Genomic DNA, 20,266 nt, shown 5'->3' with positions numbered 1-20,266 from the left:
ACATTCTCCGGGCAGCAAGAAGGCGCCCACCCCAAAGGGCGAGCGCCTTGAGTCAGCTGGGCGGACCAGCCAGCCGAGCCTGCAGTAGCAAGCCAGCTAGCCGAGCTAAGCCAGCGGCAAGCAGTTAGCTTTAGAAGATCACACGCAGGACAGCGACCGTACCACTGGAGATGGCCGCGGCAGCCGGCAGGGTGATAACCCAAGCCAGGGCGATGGGCTTCATCAGACCCCAGTTGGCATCCTTGTTAACCAGGCCAACGCCCAGAACAGCACCGATCAGAATGTGAGTGGAGGAAACCGGCAGACCCAGCACAGATGCGCCCATAACCACGGCAGCTGCGGAGAGCTCTGCAGCGAAGCCAGAGGCCGGGTGCATCTTGGTCAGGCCGGAGCCAACGGTGCGGATAACGAAGCGGCCAATGAACCACAGGCCAGCGATCAAGGCAACACCCATGGCGACCATGACCGGCAGGGCCACGCTGGATTCTTCAGAGATGGAGTTGGTCTTCAACACATCCAGCACTGCAACGAACGGTCCAAGCGCGTTAGCGATGTCGTTAGAGCCGTGGCTGAATGCGAAAGCAGATGCTGTGAATACCTGCATCCAGCTAAACAGCAGGAAGGTCGAACGGCTCAGAGCCTGCTTCTTCAGGGTGCGAGAGAAGATGTAGACAGCCATCCAAACAACAGCTGCCACCATGCCCATGATCAGGAAATTGCCCAGGCTGGACAGCTCCAGGTTCATGTTCTTCAGACCCTTGAACAGCAGCATCGCGGAGATGATGATGGAACCACCTGCGGCCAGCAGCGGCACCCAGGTATCCAGGGCGTGGTGCGCCTCAACCTCGTCGACGGACTTGTTGATGCGGTGCAGCTTCTTGTAGTAGTCGGACTCCAGGTCCTCCTCGGTATAGTCGTGCTCGCGCATCGTGGTCGAGTCGCGGATCATCGCATCGGTCAGAGCCAGCTGCTCTTCCTCGCTGAGTTGACCGAAGGCGATCTTGTGCTGAATGTTCAGCTCCTTCTTTTCCTTCTTGATCTCATCGAGGCGCTGATCTGCCAGCTCGTTGTAGACCAGAATGCCACGCTTAATTGCGTTGTAAAGAAGGTATGCAACGATGCCACCCAGTGCCGGAGACAGAACCCAGGAGATGGCGATCTTGCCAACCGCGTCCCACTGGACCATGGACCAGCCACCAGTACCAGTGACGAAACCGACGGTCAGAGCCGCACCCACGATACCGCCCACGATGGAGTGCGTGGTAGACACTGGCCACCCCATGCGGGTCGCCAACAGCAGCCACAAAGCCGCGCCCAGCAGGGAGGCCATCATGATGTAGGCGAAGTTCATCGGCTCGAGGTTGTCAATGGCGCCCAGGTCAACAATGCCGGAACGAACCGTATCCGTAACCTCGCCACCAGCCAGCACAGCACCGGAAACTTCGAAGATAGCGGCCACAACCAGGGCCTGCTTCATGCTCAGCGTGCCCGCACCCACGGAGGTACCGAAGGAGTTCGCGACGTCGTTACCACCGATATTGAACGCCATGAACACGGCGAAGATGATGGTGGTTAGCAGCACGACCAAGCTGGCGTCGTCGCCGACGTAGTCGTGCGCCCACAGGCTGAAGGTAACCAGGGTGACGGCCATGAGGCCGCCGAAGAACAGGTGCCACCAGGTATTATTCTCGTTCTCGGGCAATGGGGTGATGTCCGCGACCGACGATGGTGCGGCCGTTTCGGTTGTCGTCGACAAGATTCCTCCAAAGCGTCAAGATGTCAGACAGAAACACCTTGTCTGATGGAGGTAAAAAGAACGGGTTTTAATAATGAACACGAAGTTAACGAGGGTTGAACTCTTGCTACCTATTTAGTTTGGGCTAACCCTCGATATGCAGTTTTAGTCAAACCAAACCCAGCTCCCCGCCAACCCGCAATCCGGCGTTTTAGATAAACCCAATCCAGTAGAGCACCACGATCGGGATGCACAACAGCAGCGCGATGGTGATCGCCCAGGACGAGCTGATCATCCGCGCCTCCATGCACAGCCGCGCCGCCCAGGAAATGAACACGCGCACGTCGATCGGCAGCTTCTCCCCCGCGCCTTCGAACTCCACGTGCAGGTTCCGCAGGCCGCGGTTCTCGCTGGTGAACTGCCCCACCTTCTCGCCGTCGATGTCCAGCACGAAGTTCTTCTTGGTCTCCGCGATGATCGTCACGTGGTGCCGGTCGGCCTGCACCTCGTAACGGTCCGACTTGCCGAAGCTCTTGCCGTTGCCGGTCACTGTCCAGGTGCCCGTCTGGGTCGTCGCCGACGCGGTGCAGTCAATCTTTGTGACGCCACCGCCGCGCGACTCACCGTCAGCGGCATCGTCGGCAGCCGAGGCGCCACTACTGCCGTTGGTGTCGTCGGGACCGCTCAGCTGCCACGTGTCGCCACCGAAGCGGATGTTGGTGACGCCGCGCTCGTCGGCGAACTCCGCCACCTTCACGAGGTCATTGCTGGGACCTTCGTAGATGGGGAACGTGTGTCCGTCACTCGGCAGGCCCCAGCGGATGTCACTCGACATGCTTAGCAGCCCGCCAGTCGCTCAGCGAAGTAGCTCTGCAAATCCTCGATCTTGATGCGCTCCTGCTCCATCGTGTCGCGCTCGCGCACAGTCACGGCGTTGTCCTCAAGGGTGTCGAAGTCGACGGTCACGCAGAACGGCGTGCCGATCTCGTCCTGGCGACGGTAGCGGCGGCCGATAGCACCGGAGGTGTCATAATCCACGTTCCAGAAGCCGCGCAGCTGGTCGGCGATCTTCTCCGCGGTCGGCGTCAGCGTCTCCTTCTTGGACAGAGGCAGAACCGCGATCTTGACGGGAGACAGACGGCGGTCCAGCTTCAGCACCGTGCGGGTGTCCGTGCCACCTTTCGCATTCGGCACTTCTTCTTCCGTGTAGGCGTCAACAAGGAAGGCCATCATCGCACGGCCAAGGCCGGCGGCGGGCTCAATGGTGTACGGGATCCAACGCTCGTCCGCAGCCTGGTCGTAGTAGCTGAGGTCCTCGCCCGAACCCTCAGAGTGAACGCGCAGGTCATAGTCGGTGCGGTTAGCCACACCCTCCAACTCGCCCCACTTGGAACCGTTGAAGTGGAAGGCGTACTCCACGTCCACGGTGCGCTTGGAGTAGTGGGACAGCTTCTCCTGCGGGTGCTCGTAAAGGCGCAGGTTATCGGGGTTGATACCCAAGTCGATGTACCACTGGTGGCGGTCATCGATCCAGTACTGGTGCCACTCTTCGTCCTCGCCCGGCTTGACGAAGAACTCCATCTCCATCTGCTCGAACTCGCGGGTGCGGAAAATGAAGTTACCCGGGGTGATCTCGTTGCGGAAGGACTTACCGACCTGCGCGATGCCGAACGGCGGCTTCTGGCGGGAGGTGGTCATCACGTTCTTGAAGTTCGTGAAAATACCCTGCGCGGTCTCCGGACGCAGGTAGTGCAGCCCCTCCTTGTCATCCACCGGACCCAGGAAGGTCTTCAGCAGACCGGAGAAAGCCTTCGGCTCGGTCCAAGCGCCGGGCTGGCCGGTCTCCGGGTCGTTGATGTCGGCCAGGCCGTTTGCCGGCGGGTGGCCGTGCTTCTCCTCGTAAGCCTCCAGCAGGTGGTCGGCGCGGTAACGCTTGTGAGTGTGCAGGGACTCAACCAGCGGGTCGGTGAACACCTCAACGTGGCCGGAGACTTCCCAGACACGCTTCGGCAGGATCACGGAGGAATCCAGGCCGACAACGTCACGGCGGGACGTAACCATGTGGCGCCACCACTGGCGCTTGATGTTCTCCTTCAGCTCTACGCCCAGCGGACCGTAATCCCAGGCAGAGCGGGTGCCACCGTAGATCTCGCCGCAGGGATACACCAGCCCCCTGCGCTTGGCTAGGTTGACGACGGAATCAATGGTGCTTGCCATGGTTGGCGTGTCTCCTTGGTCGAGGTATACGTGCTAGAAATACGGGTTGCACTTTCCAGCTATTGTGCCCCACATTCTAACCCGTTCAAGGTGAAAGCCCACTGTCGGGGTGGGGCGCCTGGCATGTCGCTGCAACCACCGCTGCAGCTGGCCGAAGGGGCGTCATAAAAATGGGTGAAGATAAAAAAGAACCCGCGGCTAGGGGGGGGGTAAATACCGCGGGTTCCGGCCACGCTTTCCTCATAAAGAGAATGGGGCCTGTTCCCTATAGCTGGGAGCTGCGAGGGGGGGGGATTACGCACGCTCCCAAGGGAACTGCCTTAAATCTAGCCCGGGGGTTTCTAGAAAGTCAAGCGTCCGGAGCACATATATTTGGGCAATTTTTCTGGCCCGCCACCGTTGCCTACGGACTTAGGTTCTGATGGCATCTGTACCGTCCACGCGACGACTGCACACCGCTATCGTGCCGCGTTGGAGCTGCCGTAGGAGGACTTATCGAAAGCTTATTGAAAATTACCGGCAAGAGCCCTAGTGTGGATAGTTACCGCAGGTTACCTGCCGCAAATAGAGCATTGATTTGCCACGCAACACAGATTTAGAGCACTTTTAGAGCACAAGGAGCGAGCTCGCCTTGAGCACCCCAGCTACCAACAAACTTCCCAAGATCGGCCAGCGCAACACCCGCCAACGACGCGCAGTGGCGGAGCTACTGGAAGGCCTCACCACGTTCTGTAGTGCCCAAGACATCCACCAGAAGCTAGTTGCCCAGGATCACAAGGTCGGCCTGACCACTGTGTACCGAACGCTGCAGCAGATGGCGGAAGCCGGGGCGATCGATACGCTCTATGACGATACTGGCGAGACTCTCTACCGCGCCTGCGCCACCGACGACCACCACCATCACCTGGTGTGCACCTCCTGCCGCCGCACCGTGGAGATCGACGGCGGCCCCGTCGAGGACTGGGCTGCGGAGACTGCCAAGAAGTTCGGCTACGAAAAGTCCGGCCACACCGCCGAGATCTTCGGCCTATGCGGGGACTGCCAGAAGAAGTCCGCAAGCTAGCCAGCCGCAGCTAGCTGCGGACCCAGATCTAGAACTAAACGTTAAACAGCGAGCCGAGCAGGTACGTCGCCCCGGCAGCACCGAAACCGATAAGCAATTGACGCAAGGCGCGTCGGCCCGGCTCCACGCCAGACAACAAGCCCACCACAGAGCCGGTAAACATCAAGGCCAACCCCACCATCACGCAGGAGACAATCGCCGCGGTGGAGCCCGCCAGGCCGAAGATATACGGCAGCACCGGGATCAAAGCGCCGACCGCGAAGCAGAAGAAGCTGGAGACCGCAGCGGACAAGCCAGAACCGCCATCCTCGTGTTCGGGAGCCGCGCGCTCCACCATGCTCTCCCCGGCGCCCTGCGCGGACACAGTGCCAACCTTCTCTGCATCGAAGGCCTGCTCCCCCACCGGCTGGTTCGTCTCGATGATGGAATCGAAAACTCGGCGGGCGCGGTCAGTGGCCTCCTGCTCGCTCATGCCACGGGCGCGGTACACCAGCGCCAGCTCGTTCTGGTTCACGTCCAGGTTCGGCAGCGAGCGGCTAGCGTTCGGATCCGGGGCATTCGCACCCAGCAGCTCCTTCTGCGAGGTCACGGACACATACTCGCCAGCAGCCATCGACAGCGCGCCAGCCAGCAGGCCAGCGATGCCGGTGACCAGCACCAGGTGCGAGGATCCACCCGTGCCAACCATGCCCAGCACCAGCGCCAGGTTTGAAACCAGGCCATCGTTCGCGCCGAAGATCGCCGCGCGGAAATCGCCCGACATGCGGGCGCGCCCGCGCGCGGCCAAGCCACGGACGACCTCGGCGTGAATCGCCTCGTCCGCCGCAAGCTGATCGTCAGCGTCATCATCAGAAATGTATTCGTTGCGCTGCTCCGAAGACTGCATCAGAGCCAGCACGAACACCGAACCGAAGCGCCGCGCCATCCACGCCTTCATGCGGGTATCCAGGCTTGCCTTGCGCGGCAGGCCCACGTATTCGCCGAGGCGGTTCTTCCAATAGGCCTCGTGGCGCGCTTCTGCCTCTGCAAGTCCCAGCAGGATGGCGCGCTCCTCGCCGGTCTTCTTGCGTGCCAGCTCGCGGTACACGGCTCCCTCGGCGCGCTCGTTTGCCAGGTACTGCTGCCAGCGTGCAATCTGACGCTTCGTCGGCTGTGGCTGCACGGTGGCATCCGTCCCGTTAGCGCCGGTCACATCGCTCACTTCACACCTCCAAAGCGCCTATCGCGCTTCGCAAACTCTAGCACCGCCGCGCGCAGGTGATTCGGCGTGTAATCCGGGAACAGCACATCCTGGTACACCATCTCCGCATAGGTGGACTGCCAGGGCAGGAAGTTCGAGGTTCGCATCTCACCCGACGGCCGCAAGAACAGGTCCACGTCCGGCATGTCCGGCTCGTCCAGGTAGCGGGCGAACGTCTTCTCGTTTACCTGCCGGGGCTTCAGTTTCCCCGCCTTCACGTCCTCTGCGATCCAACGCGCCGCGTCCGCGATCTCCGCCCGGCCACCGTAGTTCACGCACATGCCCAAGGTCATGGTCGTGTTGTTCTTCGTCAGCTCCTCGGCCTGTTCCAGTTCCGCAATCACGGTGCGCCACAGACGCGGGCGGCGCCCCACCCAGCGGATCCGCACCCCCAGGCTGTTCAGGTAATCGCGCTGGCGGCGCAGCACGTCGCGGTTGAAGCCCATCAAAAAGCGCACCTCGTCGGCTGACCGGCGCCAGTTTTCGGTGGAGAACGCATAGGCGGAGAGGTAGTCCACACCCAGCTCGATGCACTCCTCAACCAAAGACATCAGCACAGCCTCGCCGCGGCGGTGCCCCTCGGTGCGGACCATGCCGCGCTCCTCGGCCCAGCGCCCGTTGCCGTCCATCACCAGCGCAATGTGCTTCGGGCGGAGCTCCGGCGGAATCTCGGAACGGTCCACGTGCGGATAATCAGTGCTACTCACCCGTACTATATTGCCACACGCGCACCACTAACCCTATAGCGCTGCGTAAGCCGGGCAGCCTACCTCCAGCTGCTGCCGCACGTGTGCCAACAACAGGCGATGCGATTGTGCCGCGATGTCTTGCCCCTGCTGGGCGCGGAATACTTGGGCTGCTTGTTCGTGACGCCCCTTCTTCAGCAGCCACAGGGCGTGTACCGCCGCCGACGGCGGCGTGAACGCGCCCGGGGGCCTGCACGTCACGCACACCGCACCCCCGGCCCCCGGGTGAAACGCTCGGTGGGGGCCGCGCTTGCCGCACTGCGCACAGTCGACCAGGCTCGGCTCCCAGCCGGCGACTTCCAGGCCATGCAGCACGAACTCGTCGGCCACGCTGACCGGAGGGAGGGCTGAGGTGGTTAGTTGCTGGAGTGCGGCGTCCAGAAGAAAAAAGATCGAGTGCGCCGACGAAGGCTCGGCGGCAAAGACCTGGGCCATCTCCAGCATCGCCGCCCCCGCGTAAAAGCGATCGACATCCGCGACAATCGGCGAGGCGTAGGTGGCGACGGTGGCGGCGTCGGTGACGTTGGCCAAGGAACGGCCGGGATAAACCTGCACGTCAACGCGGGAAAAGCGATCCAGCCGGGCGCCGAAGCGGGAGCGGGTTTTGCGGATGCCCTTGGCTACGGCGCGGATCAAGCCGTTGTCCCTGGTGAGCAGGACGAGGATCAGGTCGGCCTCGCCCAGTTTGTAGGTGCGAAGCACAAAGGCCTCGTCCCGGAAGCTGGGACGAGACCTTCTACTCATAGGCAGCAAGTATAGCGCTTGCACCAAAGTGATCGGGCTTAGACAAGCTAGGCGGACATACCCCGCTGCTTGATGCGATCCCACGCGGCAGCGGTGCTGGTCAGAGCCACGAATACCTCCAGGACGATACGAACGATCGCCAAGTTAACGATGGCTTGGAAGATCGAGACTACGGAGGAAATCAGCTTGGCTCCAACGGAATCCCCACCGCCCATGGAAAACTCCACCTTGTTATCGCCTTGGACGGTGCTATCACTGGATGCGGCGAAGTCGACGATAGAATTGCCAGTCCATGTACCGATCAGCGAAAACACCAAGTACAGACCGATCACGATCATGGCGATGATGTACAACACCCGCAGAAACGACCGAGTCGTGTACTTCTGAAAGCTAACGTCAAAGAGCCCAGAAAGAAAAGATTCGTTTCCCATCGGCTAGCTCCCGTTGGTCGAAGTACGCGCCTGTCGCTCGTCGATGGACTGCACCGACTGCGCAGTGCGGATGATGGATACAGCGACCTCCAGACCAACGCGGTAGAACGCCAGCCACGCAACGGCGCCGAGGAGCACCAGCGGGATGCCGATGAGCGCCAGGAGGATTCCAGAAGCATCCTGCGCCATCGCTGCCAAGAAGCCGATGATAGCCAGCAGAACAAACAGACCAACGACGATCATCAACAGGATGTACAGCACCTTCACCACCGACGGGGTGACGTAGCGGGTGAAGCTGAAGTCGAACAGAGCAGAGAAGAAACCATCCTTATCAGCACCCGTAGAGTTCGCCATCTGCTGGTTCGGGTAGGCCTGAAAACCGGCGGCGCCCTGCGGCTGGTTCTGTTGGCCCCAAGGCTCCTGCTGGCCGAACTGGTTCTGGTCGAACTGGTTCGGCTGGCCATAGGCGCCGGACTGAGAGTACTGATCCTGCTGACTGTACTGGCCAAAGCCCTGGGAGTAGTCCTGCGTCTGGTCCTGTCCGGAACCGTGGTTCAGGCCGGCGTTATCGGCTGCGCCGTAGTTTGCAGCGCCGTTATCGCCGGCACCGTAGCCAGCGCCATCCGCTGAGTGCTTGCCGGAATCATCGGAACCGTATGGGTTAGACGGGGTTGTCACTAATAGCCCTTTCCTAGCGGCGCAAACCATGCGCCTGGTTGGGAGCGCGTTAGGCGCCACGAATGTGCGAGATTAAAGTCTAGACCAACGTATCGCACATCGCCTCCGCTCACCGGGCAGCACCGAAAAAAATCGGTCAAACCCGGATCAAGCCCAAGACGGGCTAAACCGCTAGAACCCCATCCGCCCCAACTGCTTCGGATCCGACTGCCAGTTCTTCGCCACCTTAATGTGCACGTCCAGGTAGATGTTCTGGTCCAACATCTTCACGATTTCCAGCCGGGAGCGGTGGACGATGCGCGACAGGCGCCGCCCGTCCTTGCCTCGCAGGATCGCCTTCTGGCCTTCGCGCTCCACGTAAATCACCGCGTGCACGTCCAGCACGCCCTCGCGTTGCGGGTTCGGCACGACCTCCTCAATCTGCACGGCCACGGAGTGCGGCAGCTCGTCGTGCAACCCCTCCAGCGCGGCTTCGCGGATCAGCTCGGCCATGCGGGTATCGCGGTCGTCGTCGGTTACGTGGTCGTCCGGGTAGAACTTCGGCCCTTCCGGCAGCTGGTCGCGCAGTACGTCCAGCAGCACATCCAGCTGCACCTGCTTGGTGGAGGAAACTGGCACCACGTCCGCCCCGTCCAGCAGTTCGTGCAGTGCCAGCAGTTGCGCACCGACCTGGTCCTTGGAAACCTTGTCCAGCTTCGTCACCACACCGATCAGCGGAGTTTTCGGCGCGACGGAACGCACGGCGTCCACAATCCAGCGGTCCCCCGGGCCGATCTTCTCGTCCGCGGGCACGCACATGGCGATGACGTCCACATCCGAGTACGTTTCCTTCACCACTTCGTTCAGCCGCTCGCCAAGCAGCGTGCGGGGCCGGTGCAGGCCGGGAGTGTCCACCAGAATGATCTGCGCATCCTCGCGGTGGACGATACCGCGGATCGGGTGGCGCGTGGTTTCCGGCTGGTCGGCGGTGATGGCGATCTTCTCCCCCACCAGTGCGTTCGTCAGGGTGGACTTGCCGGTGTTCGGCCGCCCCACGAAGCTGACGAACCCGGAGCGGAAGCCCTCGGGTGCGCGGTATTCCTCCGGCACTTCCATTTCTACGGGCGCCACGCCCGCCCCCTCGGGCATTCCCGCGCCCGGGTCGAAGGGATCGTCGGGGATATAAGGATCGTTCATGGTCATCAAGTATCCCTTATTGCTGTCCTTAATCGCTAGCGCTCTTATCTTGGGTTTTCTCTTGGGGCTTTATCTTGGGCGCTGTTTCTTGTGGACGCCGCCACGGCCATCCCTTCCGCCACCTCACCATCGCGGCCAGCATCACCAGTGCCTTCCACCTGCTTCTCGCGGGCCACCACGACGGTACGGATCTTCACGCGACCACGACGATCGCGCCCGCCCTCGTAGCGGAGGTGCAGACCGGTGGTGGAAATTTCCGCCCCTGGGATCGGCACCCTGCCCAGCTTGAAGGCTCCGAGGCCGTAGACGGTATCCACTTCCTCGTGCTGCTTTTCGCTGAACTCCACGTCCTCGAATAGCTCCTCGAGTTCCTCCAGCGACAGACGCGCCTGTACTCGGTAGCTGCCGTCCTCCAGCGGCTCTATCGGCGCCTGCTCCGACGTGTCGTATTCGTCGGTGATCTCGCCGACGATTTCCTCCAGGATGTCCTCAATCGAGATCAACCCCGCCACTGCACCGTATTCGTCGATGAGCATGGCGATGTGGATTTGGTCGCGCTGCATGTCCTCTAGCAGGTCGTCCAGCTTCTTCGAGTCCGGCACGAACACGGCAGGTCGCATGCAGTCCCGAACGCGGATGGAGTTACCGCCGTCGGTCATGTGATAGGTCTCTGCGATGAGGTCCTTGAGGTAAATGACGCCCACAATGTCGTCCACGTCATCGCCCACCACGGGCAGGCGGGAAAGACCGGTACGCACGCACAGGCTGGTGGCTTGGCCGGCGGTCTTGTCGGCCTCGATCCACACCATCTCGGGGCGTGGCACCATCACGGAGCGTGCCGAGGTGTCGGCAAGGTCGAAGACGGATTGGATCATCCGTCGTTCGTCCATCTCCACCACGCCGCGTTCGGAGGCGATGTCCACCATCTCACGCAGCTCAATTTCGGAGGCGAAGGGCCCGTTGCGGAAGCCCCGGCCGGGTGTCAGCACGTTACCGGCGCCGACCAGTAGCTTTGCGATGGGCCCCAACAGCTTGGATAGGCCCAGCAGGATCGGGGCGGTCGCCAGGCTAATGGTGTACGGGTTCTGCCGTCCGAGAGTGCGGGAAAGCACTCCGATCAGGATGAATGTCAGCAGCGTGACGATCACGATGGCGGTCGCGAACGCCCAGCCGCGCGAGCCCATCAACTCTACGCAGGCGGCGGCAGCCAGCACCGCACCGGTAACCTCACAGATGGTGCGGAGCAGCACCAGCAGGTTGATGTGACCGGCCCGCCCTTCGAGCACCCGCTCCAGCCGGGCTGCGCCCGGGCGATCCTCCTTCACCAGGTTCTCCACCCGCGCCGCGGAGAGTGAGGACACTGCCGTTTCCACCAGCGACAGCACACCTCCGAGGAAGAGTGCAAGGATCGCGAACGGGATGGATAAGGGGATGTCGATCGTCATCTTTCGAAGCTCTAGGTCTTCCTGGTTTTAGTGGGTTCTAGTTTTGGGTGTCGTCGCGGTCCGCGGCGCTGGGGAAGGCCCCGGCACCGGTCGGCTTCGGGGCGAAGCTCACGCCGCGCTCCTCCTGGGAGTCGTACCAGTTCGCCAGGATCTCATTCTGCAGGGCGAACATCTTCTGCTCGTCCTCCGGGGTGACGTGGTCGAAGCCCAGCAGGTGCAGCACCCCGTGGACGGTCAGCAGGTCTAGCTCATGGGCCAGAGAGTGGCCCGCACGGGTCGCCTGCCCTTCGGCAAAGTCTGGGCACAGCATGATGTCGCCCAGCATCGCCGGCGAGGGTTCCGCAGCATCCTTGCGGCCCCAACCTGGCGTCAACTCGTCCATAGGAAAGCTCATCACATCGGTAGGTCCGGGCAGATCCATCCACCTAACGTGCAGGTCTTCGATGGTTTCGAGGTCCACAATGTGGATAGATAGCTCGGCGGCCGGGTGGACGTCGAGGGTCCATAGGGCGTAGCGGGCGACGTCGATCAGTTCTTCTTCGTTGACCTCGCCGCGGCCGGATTCGTTAAAAACTTCGATGCTCATTGGGTGCTCGCCTTTGGTAATTCGTACTTGCCGCTAGATTTCCGTTAGATCTCATTATCCAGCTCGTAGGTGCCGTAGGCCTCCACGATCTTGGAGACCAGCCGGTGGCGCACCACGTCGTCGGCATCCAAGTTGATGATCGAAACGCCATCCACGCCCTGCAAAACCTGGCGGGCAACCTTCAATCCGGACTCCTGACGGTTCGGCAGATCCACCTGGCTCAAGTCGCCGGTGACCACCATCTTGGAGCCAAAGCCCAGGCGAGTCAGGAACATCTTCATCTGCGCCGGGGTGGTGTTCTGCGCTTCGTCCAGAACCACAAAGGAATCGTTGAGGGTACGGCCGCGCATGTAGGCCAGGGGCGCGACTTCGATCACGCCGGTATCCATCAGCCGGGGAATCGTCTCCGGATCCACCATCTCCCGCAACGCATCATGCAACGGGCGCAGGTAAGGGTCAATCTTGTCACTCAGCGTGCCGGGCAGAAAGCCCAGCTTCTCCCCTGCTTCCACTGCCGGGCGGGTAAGGATGATGCGATTGACGTCCTTGGCCTGCAGGGCCTGCACGGCCTTGGCCATCGCCAGATACGTCTTGCCGGTACCGGCCGGGCCGATGCCGAACACGATCGCGTCCTCGTCGATGGCCTCCACGTATTCCTGCTGTCCAGGGGTCTTCGGGCGCACCGTCTTGCCCCGGTAGGAAACGATGGGTGCGGAATCGCTGCTGGAAACGAGCGCCGGGGCTTGTTCCTCCACCAGAGTGATCGCCCGCTTCGTGGCGGCCGGATCCACCGCATGGCCGCGGCTGACCAGGTTGATCATCTCCTGCAACACCCGTCGGGCCTGGGAGACCTCGGAGGCCTCGCCGCGGATCGTCACGCGGTTGCCGCGGGTCAGGATGTCCGCGTCGAAAGCATGCTCCAGCACCCGCAGGTTCTCATCTGCCGGGCCGGCGACGGCCAGGATCGAATCCGGGTCGAGCTCCACAGTAGAGCTGGCTACGCGCGGGCGCGGTGACCTGGCGGAGTTGGAAGACGTCATGTGTATCGATCCTACCGCCAACGGTCCGTGACAGCGCCGATGGCGCCCAGCGCAACGGCGGCTGCGGTGGCGGTGCGCAGAACTTCCGGCCCCAGGCGGACCGGGGTAGCTCCCAGCCGTTCGAACTCAGCTAGCTCCTCCGGGCTGATGCCACCCTCGGGGCCGACGACGAGGGCGATCTCGGTGGCGGCAGCTTCGCTGCCGTTGGCGCTGGCGGCATTCACTGCAGCATTGACAGCTCCGGGCAGCGGCTCGGTGGCCTCCTCATGCAGCACCAGCACGCGCACGGCGCCGGTCTCCCCCAAGCCCAGCTCCCGCGCCACGTCCTGCGGGCTGCGCACCAGCTGGGTAACCTCCGGGATCCGCAGGCGGCGGGACTGCTTGGCGGCCGCCCGGGCGGCGTTCTCCCACTTCCCGTGTGCCTTGGCCTCCTTGCCATCCCATTTGGCAATCGCACGGCGGGCGGCCCACGGCACAATCCGATCCGCGCCCGCCTGCACCGCCAGATCCACAGCTAGCTCCGCCCTATCGGACTTTGGAATCGCCTGCACCACCGTCACCCGCGGGTGCGGCACGGGCAGTTTGAGAATGTCGGTGACCTCCACGGTGGCGTCACCAAGAAAAGAACTTTGCACCGCGCGCGCAGCGCCATCGGTGACGACCAACCCCTCGCCCACCTCAAGGCGCTTGACGGAGGCGTGCTTGGCCTCCGCGCCGGTCAGGCGGAAACGATCCCCGACCGCGACCGGCTCAGGAATGGGGTGGATGAACACCGGATCCGTCATGGGCTAGCGGCCAAACTTCGAGCGCAGGCGGGAGAAGAAGCCGCTGTGGGACTCGTCGTTCGAAGCCACGCCAGCGTTCTGGGAGCTGGCCTCGCGCAGCTTCTCCAGCAGGTCGCGCTGCTTGTGGTTGAGGTCTGTGGGGATCATGACCTCCACGTGGGCAACTAGGGAGCCGTGACCCTCGCGGCGCAGGTGCGGCATGCCCTTTTCGGACAGGCGAATGGTGGCATCCGGCTGAGTGCCCGGCGCGATGTCCACGGTCGCGATGGAATCGTCCAGCAGCTTGACTTCCACGGACGTACCCAGGGCTGCGTCTACCGCCGGCACCTGCAGGTTCACGTGCAGATCGTCGGACTCGCGGATGAAGTACGGGTGCTCGGTGGTGTGCACCTCCACGTACAGGTCGCCTGCCGGGCCGCCGCCCGGGCCGACCTCACCCTTGCCGCTCATGCGCAGGCGCATGCCGTCGGAAATGCCGGCGGGGATAGAAACCTTGAGGGTCTGGCGGTCGCGCACACGCCCGTCGCCCGCGCAGTTTTCACAAGGGTCCTGGATAACCTCGCCGGTGCCCGCACAGCGGTGGCAGGCGCGGCGGACCTGCACGCGGCCCAGCATGGAGTTCTGCAGCTCCATGACTTCGCCCGCGCCCTGACAGGTCGGGCAGGTCACCGGCGCGGCCTTGGAGGCCGAGCCCGAACCGTCGCACACATCGCACAGCACGGCGGTTTCCACGGTGATCTCGCGGTCGATGCCCGCGTAGACCTCCTCCAGGGTGGCCTCCAAGTGCACCAGGGCATCGTTGCCGCGGCGCACGCGGGACTCGCGCGGGCCACGTGCTCCGCCGCCACCGCCGAAGAATGCGTCGAAGATATCGCCCAGGCCGCCGCCGGAGAAGCCCCCGAATCCACCGGCACCCGGCTGGCCGAAGCCCTGCTCTTCCGGGTCGCCACCAGCGTCCACGATCTGACGCTTCTGCGGGTCCGTCAGCACCTCCTGGGCCAGGGAGGCCTCGCGGAACTTCTCCGCAGCCTCCTCGGAGGGGTTGACGTCCGGGTGGTACTTGCGCGCCAGGCGGCGGTACGCCTTCTTAATTTCGGCGTCCGTAGCGTCGCGATCCACACCGAGGATTCCGTAATAGTCTCGAGCCACGTTCAGCGGGTCCTTTTCACTTCTATCTTGAGTTGCTTGCAGTCTTTAGTGCTTAACCAACTGCACTATCCTACTATTCCTACTCTTCGCTCAAAATCCGCGAGACGTAGTGCGCCACGGCCGTCACAGAGGAAATGGTGCCGGAGTAGTCCAGGTGGGTTGGCCCCACCACTCCCATTCCGCCGAGGACCGCGTTGGCGTTGCCGTAGCCGGTGGATACGACGGATGCGCCGCGCAGCTCCTCGTCTTCGTTCTCCTCGCCGATGCTCACCTGCACCTGCAGGTCGCGCACGCTATTCAGCAGCTTCAGCACCACCACCTGCTCTTCCAACGCTTCCACCACGGGGCTGAGTTCGCTGGTGCGCATCAGGTTGGGCGTGCCCGCCAGGATCAGCCGGTCGTTTGGGCGTTCGAGCAGGGTCTCCACCAGCACAGTCGTCACCACAAGTGCGACGTCGCGCAGTTCCTCGGGCATGCTGTTGCCCTTGGCTTCGTTGGCCAGGGCGGCGATGTTGGTGCATGCGTCGTCCAGGGTGCGCCCCACCATCGCGGAGTTCACCAGGTCGCGCAGCCGTGGCAGGTCGTCGTCGCTGATCGGCTGGCCTAGGTCCACGTTGCGCTGATCCACGCGTCCGGTGTCGGTGATCAGCACCAGCAGGATGCGGTGGCTGCCCAGCTTCACCAGCTCGCAGTGCTTCACCCGCCCACGCCGCAGGTCCGGCATCTGCACCACGGCCACCTGGCGGGTCAGCTGGGATAGCAGTTGCACGCTGCGGCGCAGCACGTCTTCTAGGTCCACCCCGTGTTCCAGGAAGTCCAAGATCGCGCGGCGCTCAGGGGTACTGAGCGGCTTGACCTCGTGGATCCCGTCCACAAAGCGCCGGTAGCCCTTCACCGTGGGAATGCGCCCGGAGGAGGCGTGCTGCTGGGTGATGTAGCCCTCGGCTTCCAGCACCGCCATGTCGTTGCGAATCGTCGCGGAGGAAACACCCAACTGGTGCTTATCCACCAGCATTTTCGAGCCCACCGGTTCGTGCGAGGCGATGAAGTCGCTGACGATCGCCCGCAGCACCTGGTTCCTTCTGTCTTCAGTTCCGCTCGACAAATCCTTCACTCCTCGCGTGAGTCCGATCAGCCTCTATTAGCCCTTAAAGCCCGAGCGCCAACACGATGTCCGTGACGATCCCGTCGGCCAGGTAGCGCCCTTTATCCGTCAATCTTAAGCGCTCGCCGCGTTTATCCAGCAGCCCCAGGCCCGTATAACGCTCGATCACCTGTTCCAGATCGGGGTTCCGAGCAGGATTAGCACTCTGAGCGCTGCGAGCACTGCCGGTTCCGCTCACCAGCTCCGCCAGGTCCAGCCCCTCGGCCAGCCGCAGCCGCAGCATCACCTGTTCTGTACGCAGGTCGTCGTTGCTTAAGCGCTCGGTCGTCACCACCGACCCTGGCACGGGTAGGCCATCCTTTCCTATTGACGCTCCTTCGGCTTCCCCCAGCAGCCCATTCCAATAGGTCGCCGGACGCTTCGCATTCACCAGTCTCACCAGGTCTGATTCGCTGTGGCCTTCCCCGCGCAGCCGCACGCATCCGTGGGCACCGGGGCCGGCTCCCCACCACTGCCCGGAGCGCCAATAGATCAGGTTGTGCTGGCATTCGCCGCCCGATTTGGCCCAGTTAGAGACCTCGTACCAGTGAAAACCGGCCTGGCACAGGCGGGCGTCGATGGCGTCATAACGATCCGCCAGAGTGTCCTCGTCCGGGGCGGGCAGCTCGCCACGCCGCACCTTGCGTGCCATGGCCGTGCCGTCCTCCACGATCAGGGAGTAGGCGGAGACGTGGTCGACGTCCGCCTCCATCACCGCGTCAAGGGTGCGCTGCAGGTCGTCGTCGGTCTCGGTGGGGGTGCCGTAGATGACATCCAGGTTGATGTGTTCGAAGCCGGCCTGTTTGGCCTCGCGGGTGGCCGCGATCGGGCGACCCGGGGTGTGCTGGCGTTCCAGCACCTTCAGCACGTGTCCCATCGCGGACTGCATGCCCAAGGAGATGCGGTTGAAACCGGCCTCGCGCAGGCTAGCAAAAAACTCTGGGCTGGTGGATTCCGGGTTGGCTTCGGTGGTGATTTCTGCATCGGCTGCGATCCCCACGGTGCGACGCGCAGCGTTCAGCGCCCGGGCCAGCCCCTCGTGCCCCAGCATGGACGGCGTGCCCCCGCCGAAGAAGACAGTCTGCACCTCGCCGGGATAATCCCACACCTCGGCGGCGACCTCTAGCTCGCGTTCCAGGGCATCCAGGTAGCCGGGGATGGTGTTGCCGTCCACAGCGCTACCTTCGGCCGCGCCGAGCTCCTGCGGGGTGTAGGTGTTGAAATCGCAGTAGCCACAGCGGGTGGAGCAAAAGGGAACGTGGATATAAAGGCCATGCATACTACGTGCATAGTACTAGCTGTATTAGCAGTACTGGCGCTAGACCGCAGTGCCACGCTTGCGCCGCTGCAAGCGGCCGACGATCTCCTCCACCCGGGCGCGCTCCACCAGAAACTCCGGTGGCGCCTCGCCGCGCATGCCCGCGGCCAACTCCGGCTGGCGTGCAACGACCTCCCGCCAGTGGCCCACTAGCTCGATGGTGCGCTGCTCTGCCTTCACATATGCCTGCGGTAGCAGCACGGACTGGGATTCCAAGGCGCACTGCGTCTGGTTGATCACCCAGTCCTCCACCTCGCGCAGGTCCGCGCGGATGCGCTCGGCCTGCTCGCGCAGCCACATGCGCCAAGAAGCAGTAGAGGCCATCGTTGCCGAAGCCTGATCGGCGGAAGTATCCGCGAACTCCGCGCCACGGGCACGGCGCGGGTCGCTGGCGCCGAGGGTGGTCGGGGCGGTGGCGTCATTAAGAGAACGGCGAGCGGACGCACCGGGCTTTCTGTGCATAAAGCTCAAGGTGCGTCCGGGGTGTGGGTAGTCGCTGCCGCGGGCAACGCTGCCACCGAGGGCACGCGGGGTGCGCGAGGGGGTCACGCCGGACATGCTGCCGGCGCGCACACCGGAGACGAAAGCCTGGCGCAGGCCGTTGAGCTCGGACAGGCCGGGGCGCACCTCGGCGCGCCCCTCCGCGACGATCTCCTCCAGCTCCAGCAGGCAGTCTTCCACCAGGTCGGCATCCCAATCGGCGATGGCCTGGGAGACGTGATTGATGTAATCGGCGATCTCGTCGCCAATGTCGTAGATATTTTGGGTGAGCTCGCGAACGCGCAGGGCAGCATCGTAGTGCACGCGTTCTCCTCTCCCCTGGGCTCGTCACAGCCCATGTGTTGGTTGATACCGCAGACAACTTTAAAACAAGAACACCGGTCACGCGCGGAGGCGTGGCCGGTGTCGTGGAGCGGATTTCTTAACTTACTTTGAGTTGTAGATCCAGGCGATATCGTCGGCGAAGTTCTTCGCCACGACGAAGCGCTTCAGCTTCAGCGACGGGGTAACCTCGTCGTTCTCCTCGGTGAAGTCGCGGTGGACGATGCGGAACTTCTTGATGCCCTCAGCGTGGGAGACAGTGGCGTTGGCCTCGTTGATCGCATCCTGAATTTCGGAGCGCAGAACTGGGTTCTTCGCCAGCTCGCGGATGGAGACGTTCTCGGCGATGCCGTTGTTTTCCTTCCACTTCTTGGCAGCTTCCTCGTCCAGGGAGATCAAGGCGCCGACGAACTTCTGATCGTCGCCAACGACCATGGCCTGGGAGATCAGTGGGGCGGAGCGCAGGATGTCCTCCATCGGGCCGGGCGAGACGTTCTTGCCGCCGGCGGTGACGATGATTTCCTTCTTGCGTCCGGTGATCTTCAGGTGGCCGGTGGGTAGCAGCTTGCCCAGGTCGCCCGTGCGGTAGAAACCGTCCTCATTGAAGGACTCGTTGGTGGCCTCCTCGTTCTCCCAGTAGCCGGCGAAAACCATGTCGCCCTTCAGTAGGATCTCGCCGTCGTCGTCAATCTTGACAGTGATACCGCCCAACGGGCGGCCGACGGTGCCGATGATGTTGTCCGGGGCGAAGTTGGTGCAGGCTGCGGCGGTGCACTCAGTCAGGCCGTAACCCTCGTACAGGTTCACGCCCACACCGCGGAAGAAGTGCATGAGCTCCGGGTTCAGTGCGGAGCCACCAGAGATCGCGTAGTCCAGCTCGCCACCCATGGCCTCACGGACCTTGGAGTAGACCAGCTTGTCGCCGATGGCGCGGTCGATCTTCTGCTTCAGCGTCGGACCCTCGTCGGTATCTAGTGCCTTCGAGTAGTCGACTGCGGCGCGCTCTGCGAAGTTGAAGATCTTGGCCTTGACGCCACCACCGTCCGTGGCTTTGGACTTCACGCCCGCGTGGACCTTCTCAAAGATGCGCGGCACAGAGCAGATCAGGTTCGGCTTGGTGCGCTGGAACTCGACAACCAGGGTACTCATGTCGCTCCAGTGGGTCTGGGTAGCGCCGCCGACGGTGGCGGCGTGTGCCATCGCACGGGAGAACACGTGAGCCAGCGGCAGGAACGTCAGCTTGCGGTAACCGAAGGTAGCCGCGCGGCCGACCGGGTGGGTCAGGATGGCGCGAGCCTCAGCCAGCCAGTTGTGGTGGGTCAGCTTGCAGCCCTTCGGACGGCCGGTGGTGCCGGAGGTGTAAACGATGGAGGCAATGTCATCGTGGCGGGTGTTGGCAATGCGCTCTTCCAGCGCGTCCTGCTCGATGCCGGCTTCCTTGCCGTCGTTAACCAGGATGTCGATGGCACCACTGTTGATCTCCAGCACGCGGTTGAGATGCGCGGAGTCATCGCCTTCCGGGCGGTCGCGTTCCTTCACGAAGGTCTTCAAGCGGGTGGTGTGGCCAGATTTTTCAGCGATAGCCAGCTTCGCACCGGAGTTCCCCACGATCCACTCGCACTGGGAGGTGGAAGAGGACGGGTAGATCGGCACAGTGATGCCACCGGCGGCCCAAATTCCGTAGTCCAGCACGGTCCACTCGTAACGAGTGTCGGACATGATAACCACGCGGTCGCCCTGCTCGATGCCGTTGGCAACCAGCCCCTTGGCCACTGCGTACACATCGTCCAGGAACTGGGAAACGGTGACGTCCACCCAGTCGAAGTTCTTCGGACGCTTAAACAGCACCCCGTCTGGGGATTCGGTGCCGAGGTCACGAACTGCCGTTAGGCAGGTCTCGTGCTCGTCAATCGTGTACAGGGCTTCAGAGGTGTACTCCGTCATGCT

19 protein-coding genes are annotated in these 20,266 nt (G+C 62.9%); 1 reads left to right on the top strand and 18 read right to left on the bottom strand.

The window, feature by feature from the left end; translation table 11 throughout:
- Positions 1–130: 130 nt before the first annotated feature.
- The 3 genes from MHX63_RS05660 to MHX63_RS05650 all read right to left on the bottom strand — a co-directional run bounded on the left by MHX63_RS05660 (position 131) and on the right by MHX63_RS05650 (position 3,952).
- Complete coding sequence (locus tag MHX63_RS05660; protein ID WP_370644028.1) at positions 131–1,756, bottom strand: inorganic phosphate transporter; 1,626 nt, start codon at positions 1,754–1,756, stop codon at positions 131–133.
- 190 nt (positions 1,757–1,946) lie between these two features.
- Positions 1,947–2,570, bottom strand: a complete 624-nt coding sequence (locus MHX63_RS05655; RefSeq protein WP_239387624.1) for a hypothetical protein — start codon at positions 2,568–2,570, stop codon at positions 1,947–1,949.
- Between the two features lie 2 nt (positions 2,571–2,572).
- A complete protein-coding gene (locus MHX63_RS05650) occupies positions 2,573–3,952 on the bottom strand; it encodes a glycine--tRNA ligase (RefSeq protein WP_034985313.1) in 1,380 nt (459 codons plus the stop codon).
- A 631-nt stretch (positions 3,953–4,583) separates the two neighbouring features.
- Between MHX63_RS05650 and MHX63_RS05645 the strand changes: the two genes are divergently transcribed.
- The gene (locus MHX63_RS05645; protein ID WP_239387623.1) at positions 4,584–5,015 is read left to right on the top strand and encodes a Fur family transcriptional regulator; all 432 of its coding nucleotides are present in this window, start codon (positions 4,584–4,586) and stop codon (positions 5,013–5,015) included.
- Positions 5,016–5,049: 34 nt separating this feature from the next.
- On the opposite strand, the gene MHX63_RS05640 is transcribed toward MHX63_RS05645, so the two are convergent.
- The 15 genes from MHX63_RS05640 to MHX63_RS05570 form a co-directional block, all read right to left on the bottom strand.
- Positions 5,050–6,216, bottom strand: coding sequence for a VIT1/CCC1 transporter family protein (locus tag MHX63_RS05640; RefSeq protein WP_239387622.1), 1,167 nt, complete (start codon positions 6,214–6,216; stop codon positions 5,050–5,052).
- Positions 6,213–6,938 (bottom strand): isoprenyl transferase, encoded by a 726-nt coding sequence (locus MHX63_RS05635; protein WP_005296337.1) that lies wholly within the window; start codon positions 6,936–6,938, stop codon positions 6,213–6,215. Before MHX63_RS05635 ends, MHX63_RS05640 begins: the two co-directional genes overlap by 4 nt.
- Positions 6,939–6,995: 57 nt before the next feature.
- Positions 6,996–7,745 (bottom strand): DNA repair protein RecO, encoded by a 750-nt coding sequence (gene recO, locus MHX63_RS05630; protein WP_239387621.1) that lies wholly within the window; start codon positions 7,743–7,745, stop codon positions 6,996–6,998.
- A gap of 47 nt (positions 7,746–7,792) precedes the next feature.
- The gene (locus MHX63_RS05625) at positions 7,793–8,176 is read right to left on the bottom strand and encodes a DUF4282 domain-containing protein (RefSeq protein ID WP_239387620.1); all 384 of its coding nucleotides are present in this window, start codon (positions 8,174–8,176) and stop codon (positions 7,793–7,795) included.
- 3 nt (positions 8,177–8,179) lie between these two features.
- On the bottom strand, positions 8,180–8,854 hold the full coding sequence (locus MHX63_RS05620; protein ID WP_239387619.1) for a DUF4282 domain-containing protein: 675 nt from the start codon (positions 8,852–8,854) through the stop codon (positions 8,180–8,182).
- Between the two features lie 171 nt (positions 8,855–9,025).
- Complete coding sequence (gene era, locus MHX63_RS05615; RefSeq protein ID WP_239387789.1) at positions 9,026–9,982, bottom strand: GTPase Era; 957 nt, start codon at positions 9,980–9,982, stop codon at positions 9,026–9,028.
- A 92-nt stretch (positions 9,983–10,074) separates the two neighbouring features.
- Complete coding sequence (locus MHX63_RS05610; RefSeq protein WP_239387618.1) at positions 10,075–11,475, bottom strand: hemolysin family protein; 1,401 nt, start codon at positions 11,473–11,475, stop codon at positions 10,075–10,077.
- Positions 11,476–11,512: 37 nt separating this feature from the next.
- The gene (gene ybeY / locus MHX63_RS05605) at positions 11,513–12,061 is read right to left on the bottom strand and encodes an rRNA maturation RNase YbeY (protein ID WP_005296353.1); all 549 of its coding nucleotides are present in this window, start codon (positions 12,059–12,061) and stop codon (positions 11,513–11,515) included.
- 44 nt (positions 12,062–12,105) lie between these two features.
- The gene (locus MHX63_RS05600; protein WP_239387617.1) at positions 12,106–13,101 is read right to left on the bottom strand and encodes a PhoH family protein; all 996 of its coding nucleotides are present in this window, start codon (positions 13,099–13,101) and stop codon (positions 12,106–12,108) included.
- Between the two features lie 11 nt (positions 13,102–13,112).
- Positions 13,113–13,886, bottom strand: coding sequence for a 16S rRNA (uracil(1498)-N(3))-methyltransferase (locus tag MHX63_RS05595; RefSeq protein ID WP_239387616.1), 774 nt, complete (start codon positions 13,884–13,886; stop codon positions 13,113–13,115).
- 3 nt (positions 13,887–13,889) lie between these two features.
- The gene (gene dnaJ, locus MHX63_RS05590) at positions 13,890–15,035 is read right to left on the bottom strand and encodes a molecular chaperone DnaJ (RefSeq protein ID WP_239387615.1); all 1,146 of its coding nucleotides are present in this window, start codon (positions 15,033–15,035) and stop codon (positions 13,890–13,892) included.
- Between the two features lie 79 nt (positions 15,036–15,114).
- The gene (gene hrcA / locus MHX63_RS05585) at positions 15,115–16,140 is read right to left on the bottom strand and encodes a heat-inducible transcriptional repressor HrcA (protein WP_239387614.1); all 1,026 of its coding nucleotides are present in this window, start codon (positions 16,138–16,140) and stop codon (positions 15,115–15,117) included.
- 43 nt (positions 16,141–16,183) lie between these two features.
- Positions 16,184–17,458 carry a radical SAM family heme chaperone HemW gene (gene hemW / locus MHX63_RS05580; protein WP_239387613.1) on the bottom strand — a complete coding sequence of 425 codons (1,275 nt, stop codon included), beginning with the start codon at positions 17,456–17,458 and terminating at the stop codon, positions 16,184–16,186.
- 39 nt (positions 17,459–17,497) lie between these two features.
- Positions 17,498–18,301, bottom strand: a complete 804-nt coding sequence (locus MHX63_RS05575; protein ID WP_239387612.1) for a hypothetical protein — start codon at positions 18,299–18,301, stop codon at positions 17,498–17,500.
- Between the two features lie 123 nt (positions 18,302–18,424).
- Positions 18,425–20,263 (bottom strand): long-chain fatty acid--CoA ligase, encoded by a 1,839-nt coding sequence (locus tag MHX63_RS05570; RefSeq protein WP_239387788.1) that lies wholly within the window; start codon positions 20,261–20,263, stop codon positions 18,425–18,427.
- Positions 20,264–20,266 lie beyond the last annotated feature (3 nt).

It is taken from the genome of Corynebacterium sp. ACRQK (genome assembly GCF_022345965.1).
Classification (GTDB): domain Bacteria; phylum Actinomycetota; class Actinomycetes; order Mycobacteriales; family Mycobacteriaceae; genus Corynebacterium.
This window is presented reverse-complemented; position numbering and strand designations above follow the sequence as displayed.

What these genes read in the sequence shown, in the direction of transcription:
- MHX63_RS05570 (WP_239387788.1), bottom strand. Translation starts at nt 20,263, where the DNA reads ATGACGGAGTACACCTCTGAAGCCCTGTACACGATTGACGAGCACGAG.
- MHX63_RS05595 (WP_239387616.1), bottom strand. Translation starts at nt 13,886, where the DNA reads ATGACGGATCCGGTGTTCATCCACCCCATTCCTGAGCCGGTCGCGGTC.
- ybeY (WP_005296353.1), bottom strand. Translation starts at nt 12,061, where the DNA reads ATGAGCATCGAAGTTTTTAACGAATCCGGCCGCGGCGAGGTCAACGAA.
- MHX63_RS05655 (WP_239387624.1), bottom strand. Translation starts at nt 2,570, where the DNA reads ATGTCGAGTGACATCCGCTGGGGCCTGCCGAGTGACGGACACACGTTC.
- MHX63_RS05650 (WP_034985313.1), bottom strand. Translation starts at nt 3,952, where the DNA reads ATGGCAAGCACCATTGATTCCGTCGTCAACCTAGCCAAGCGCAGGGGG.
- MHX63_RS05625 (WP_239387620.1), bottom strand. Translation starts at nt 8,176, where the DNA reads ATGGGAAACGAATCTTTTCTTTCTGGGCTCTTTGACGTTAGCTTTCAG.
- hemW (WP_239387613.1), bottom strand. Translation starts at nt 17,458, where the DNA reads ATGCATGGCCTTTATATCCACGTTCCCTTTTGCTCCACCCGCTGTGGC.
- era (WP_239387789.1), bottom strand. Translation starts at nt 9,982, where the DNA reads ATGCCCGAGGGGGCGGGCGTGGCGCCCGTAGAAATGGAAGTGCCGGAG.
- MHX63_RS05610 (WP_239387618.1), bottom strand. Translation starts at nt 11,475, where the DNA reads ATGACGATCGACATCCCCTTATCCATCCCGTTCGCGATCCTTGCACTC.
- MHX63_RS05600 (WP_239387617.1), bottom strand. Translation starts at nt 13,101, where the DNA reads ATGACGTCTTCCAACTCCGCCAGGTCACCGCGCCCGCGCGTAGCCAGC.
- recO (WP_239387621.1), bottom strand. Translation starts at nt 7,745, where the DNA reads ATGAGTAGAAGGTCTCGTCCCAGCTTCCGGGACGAGGCCTTTGTGCTT.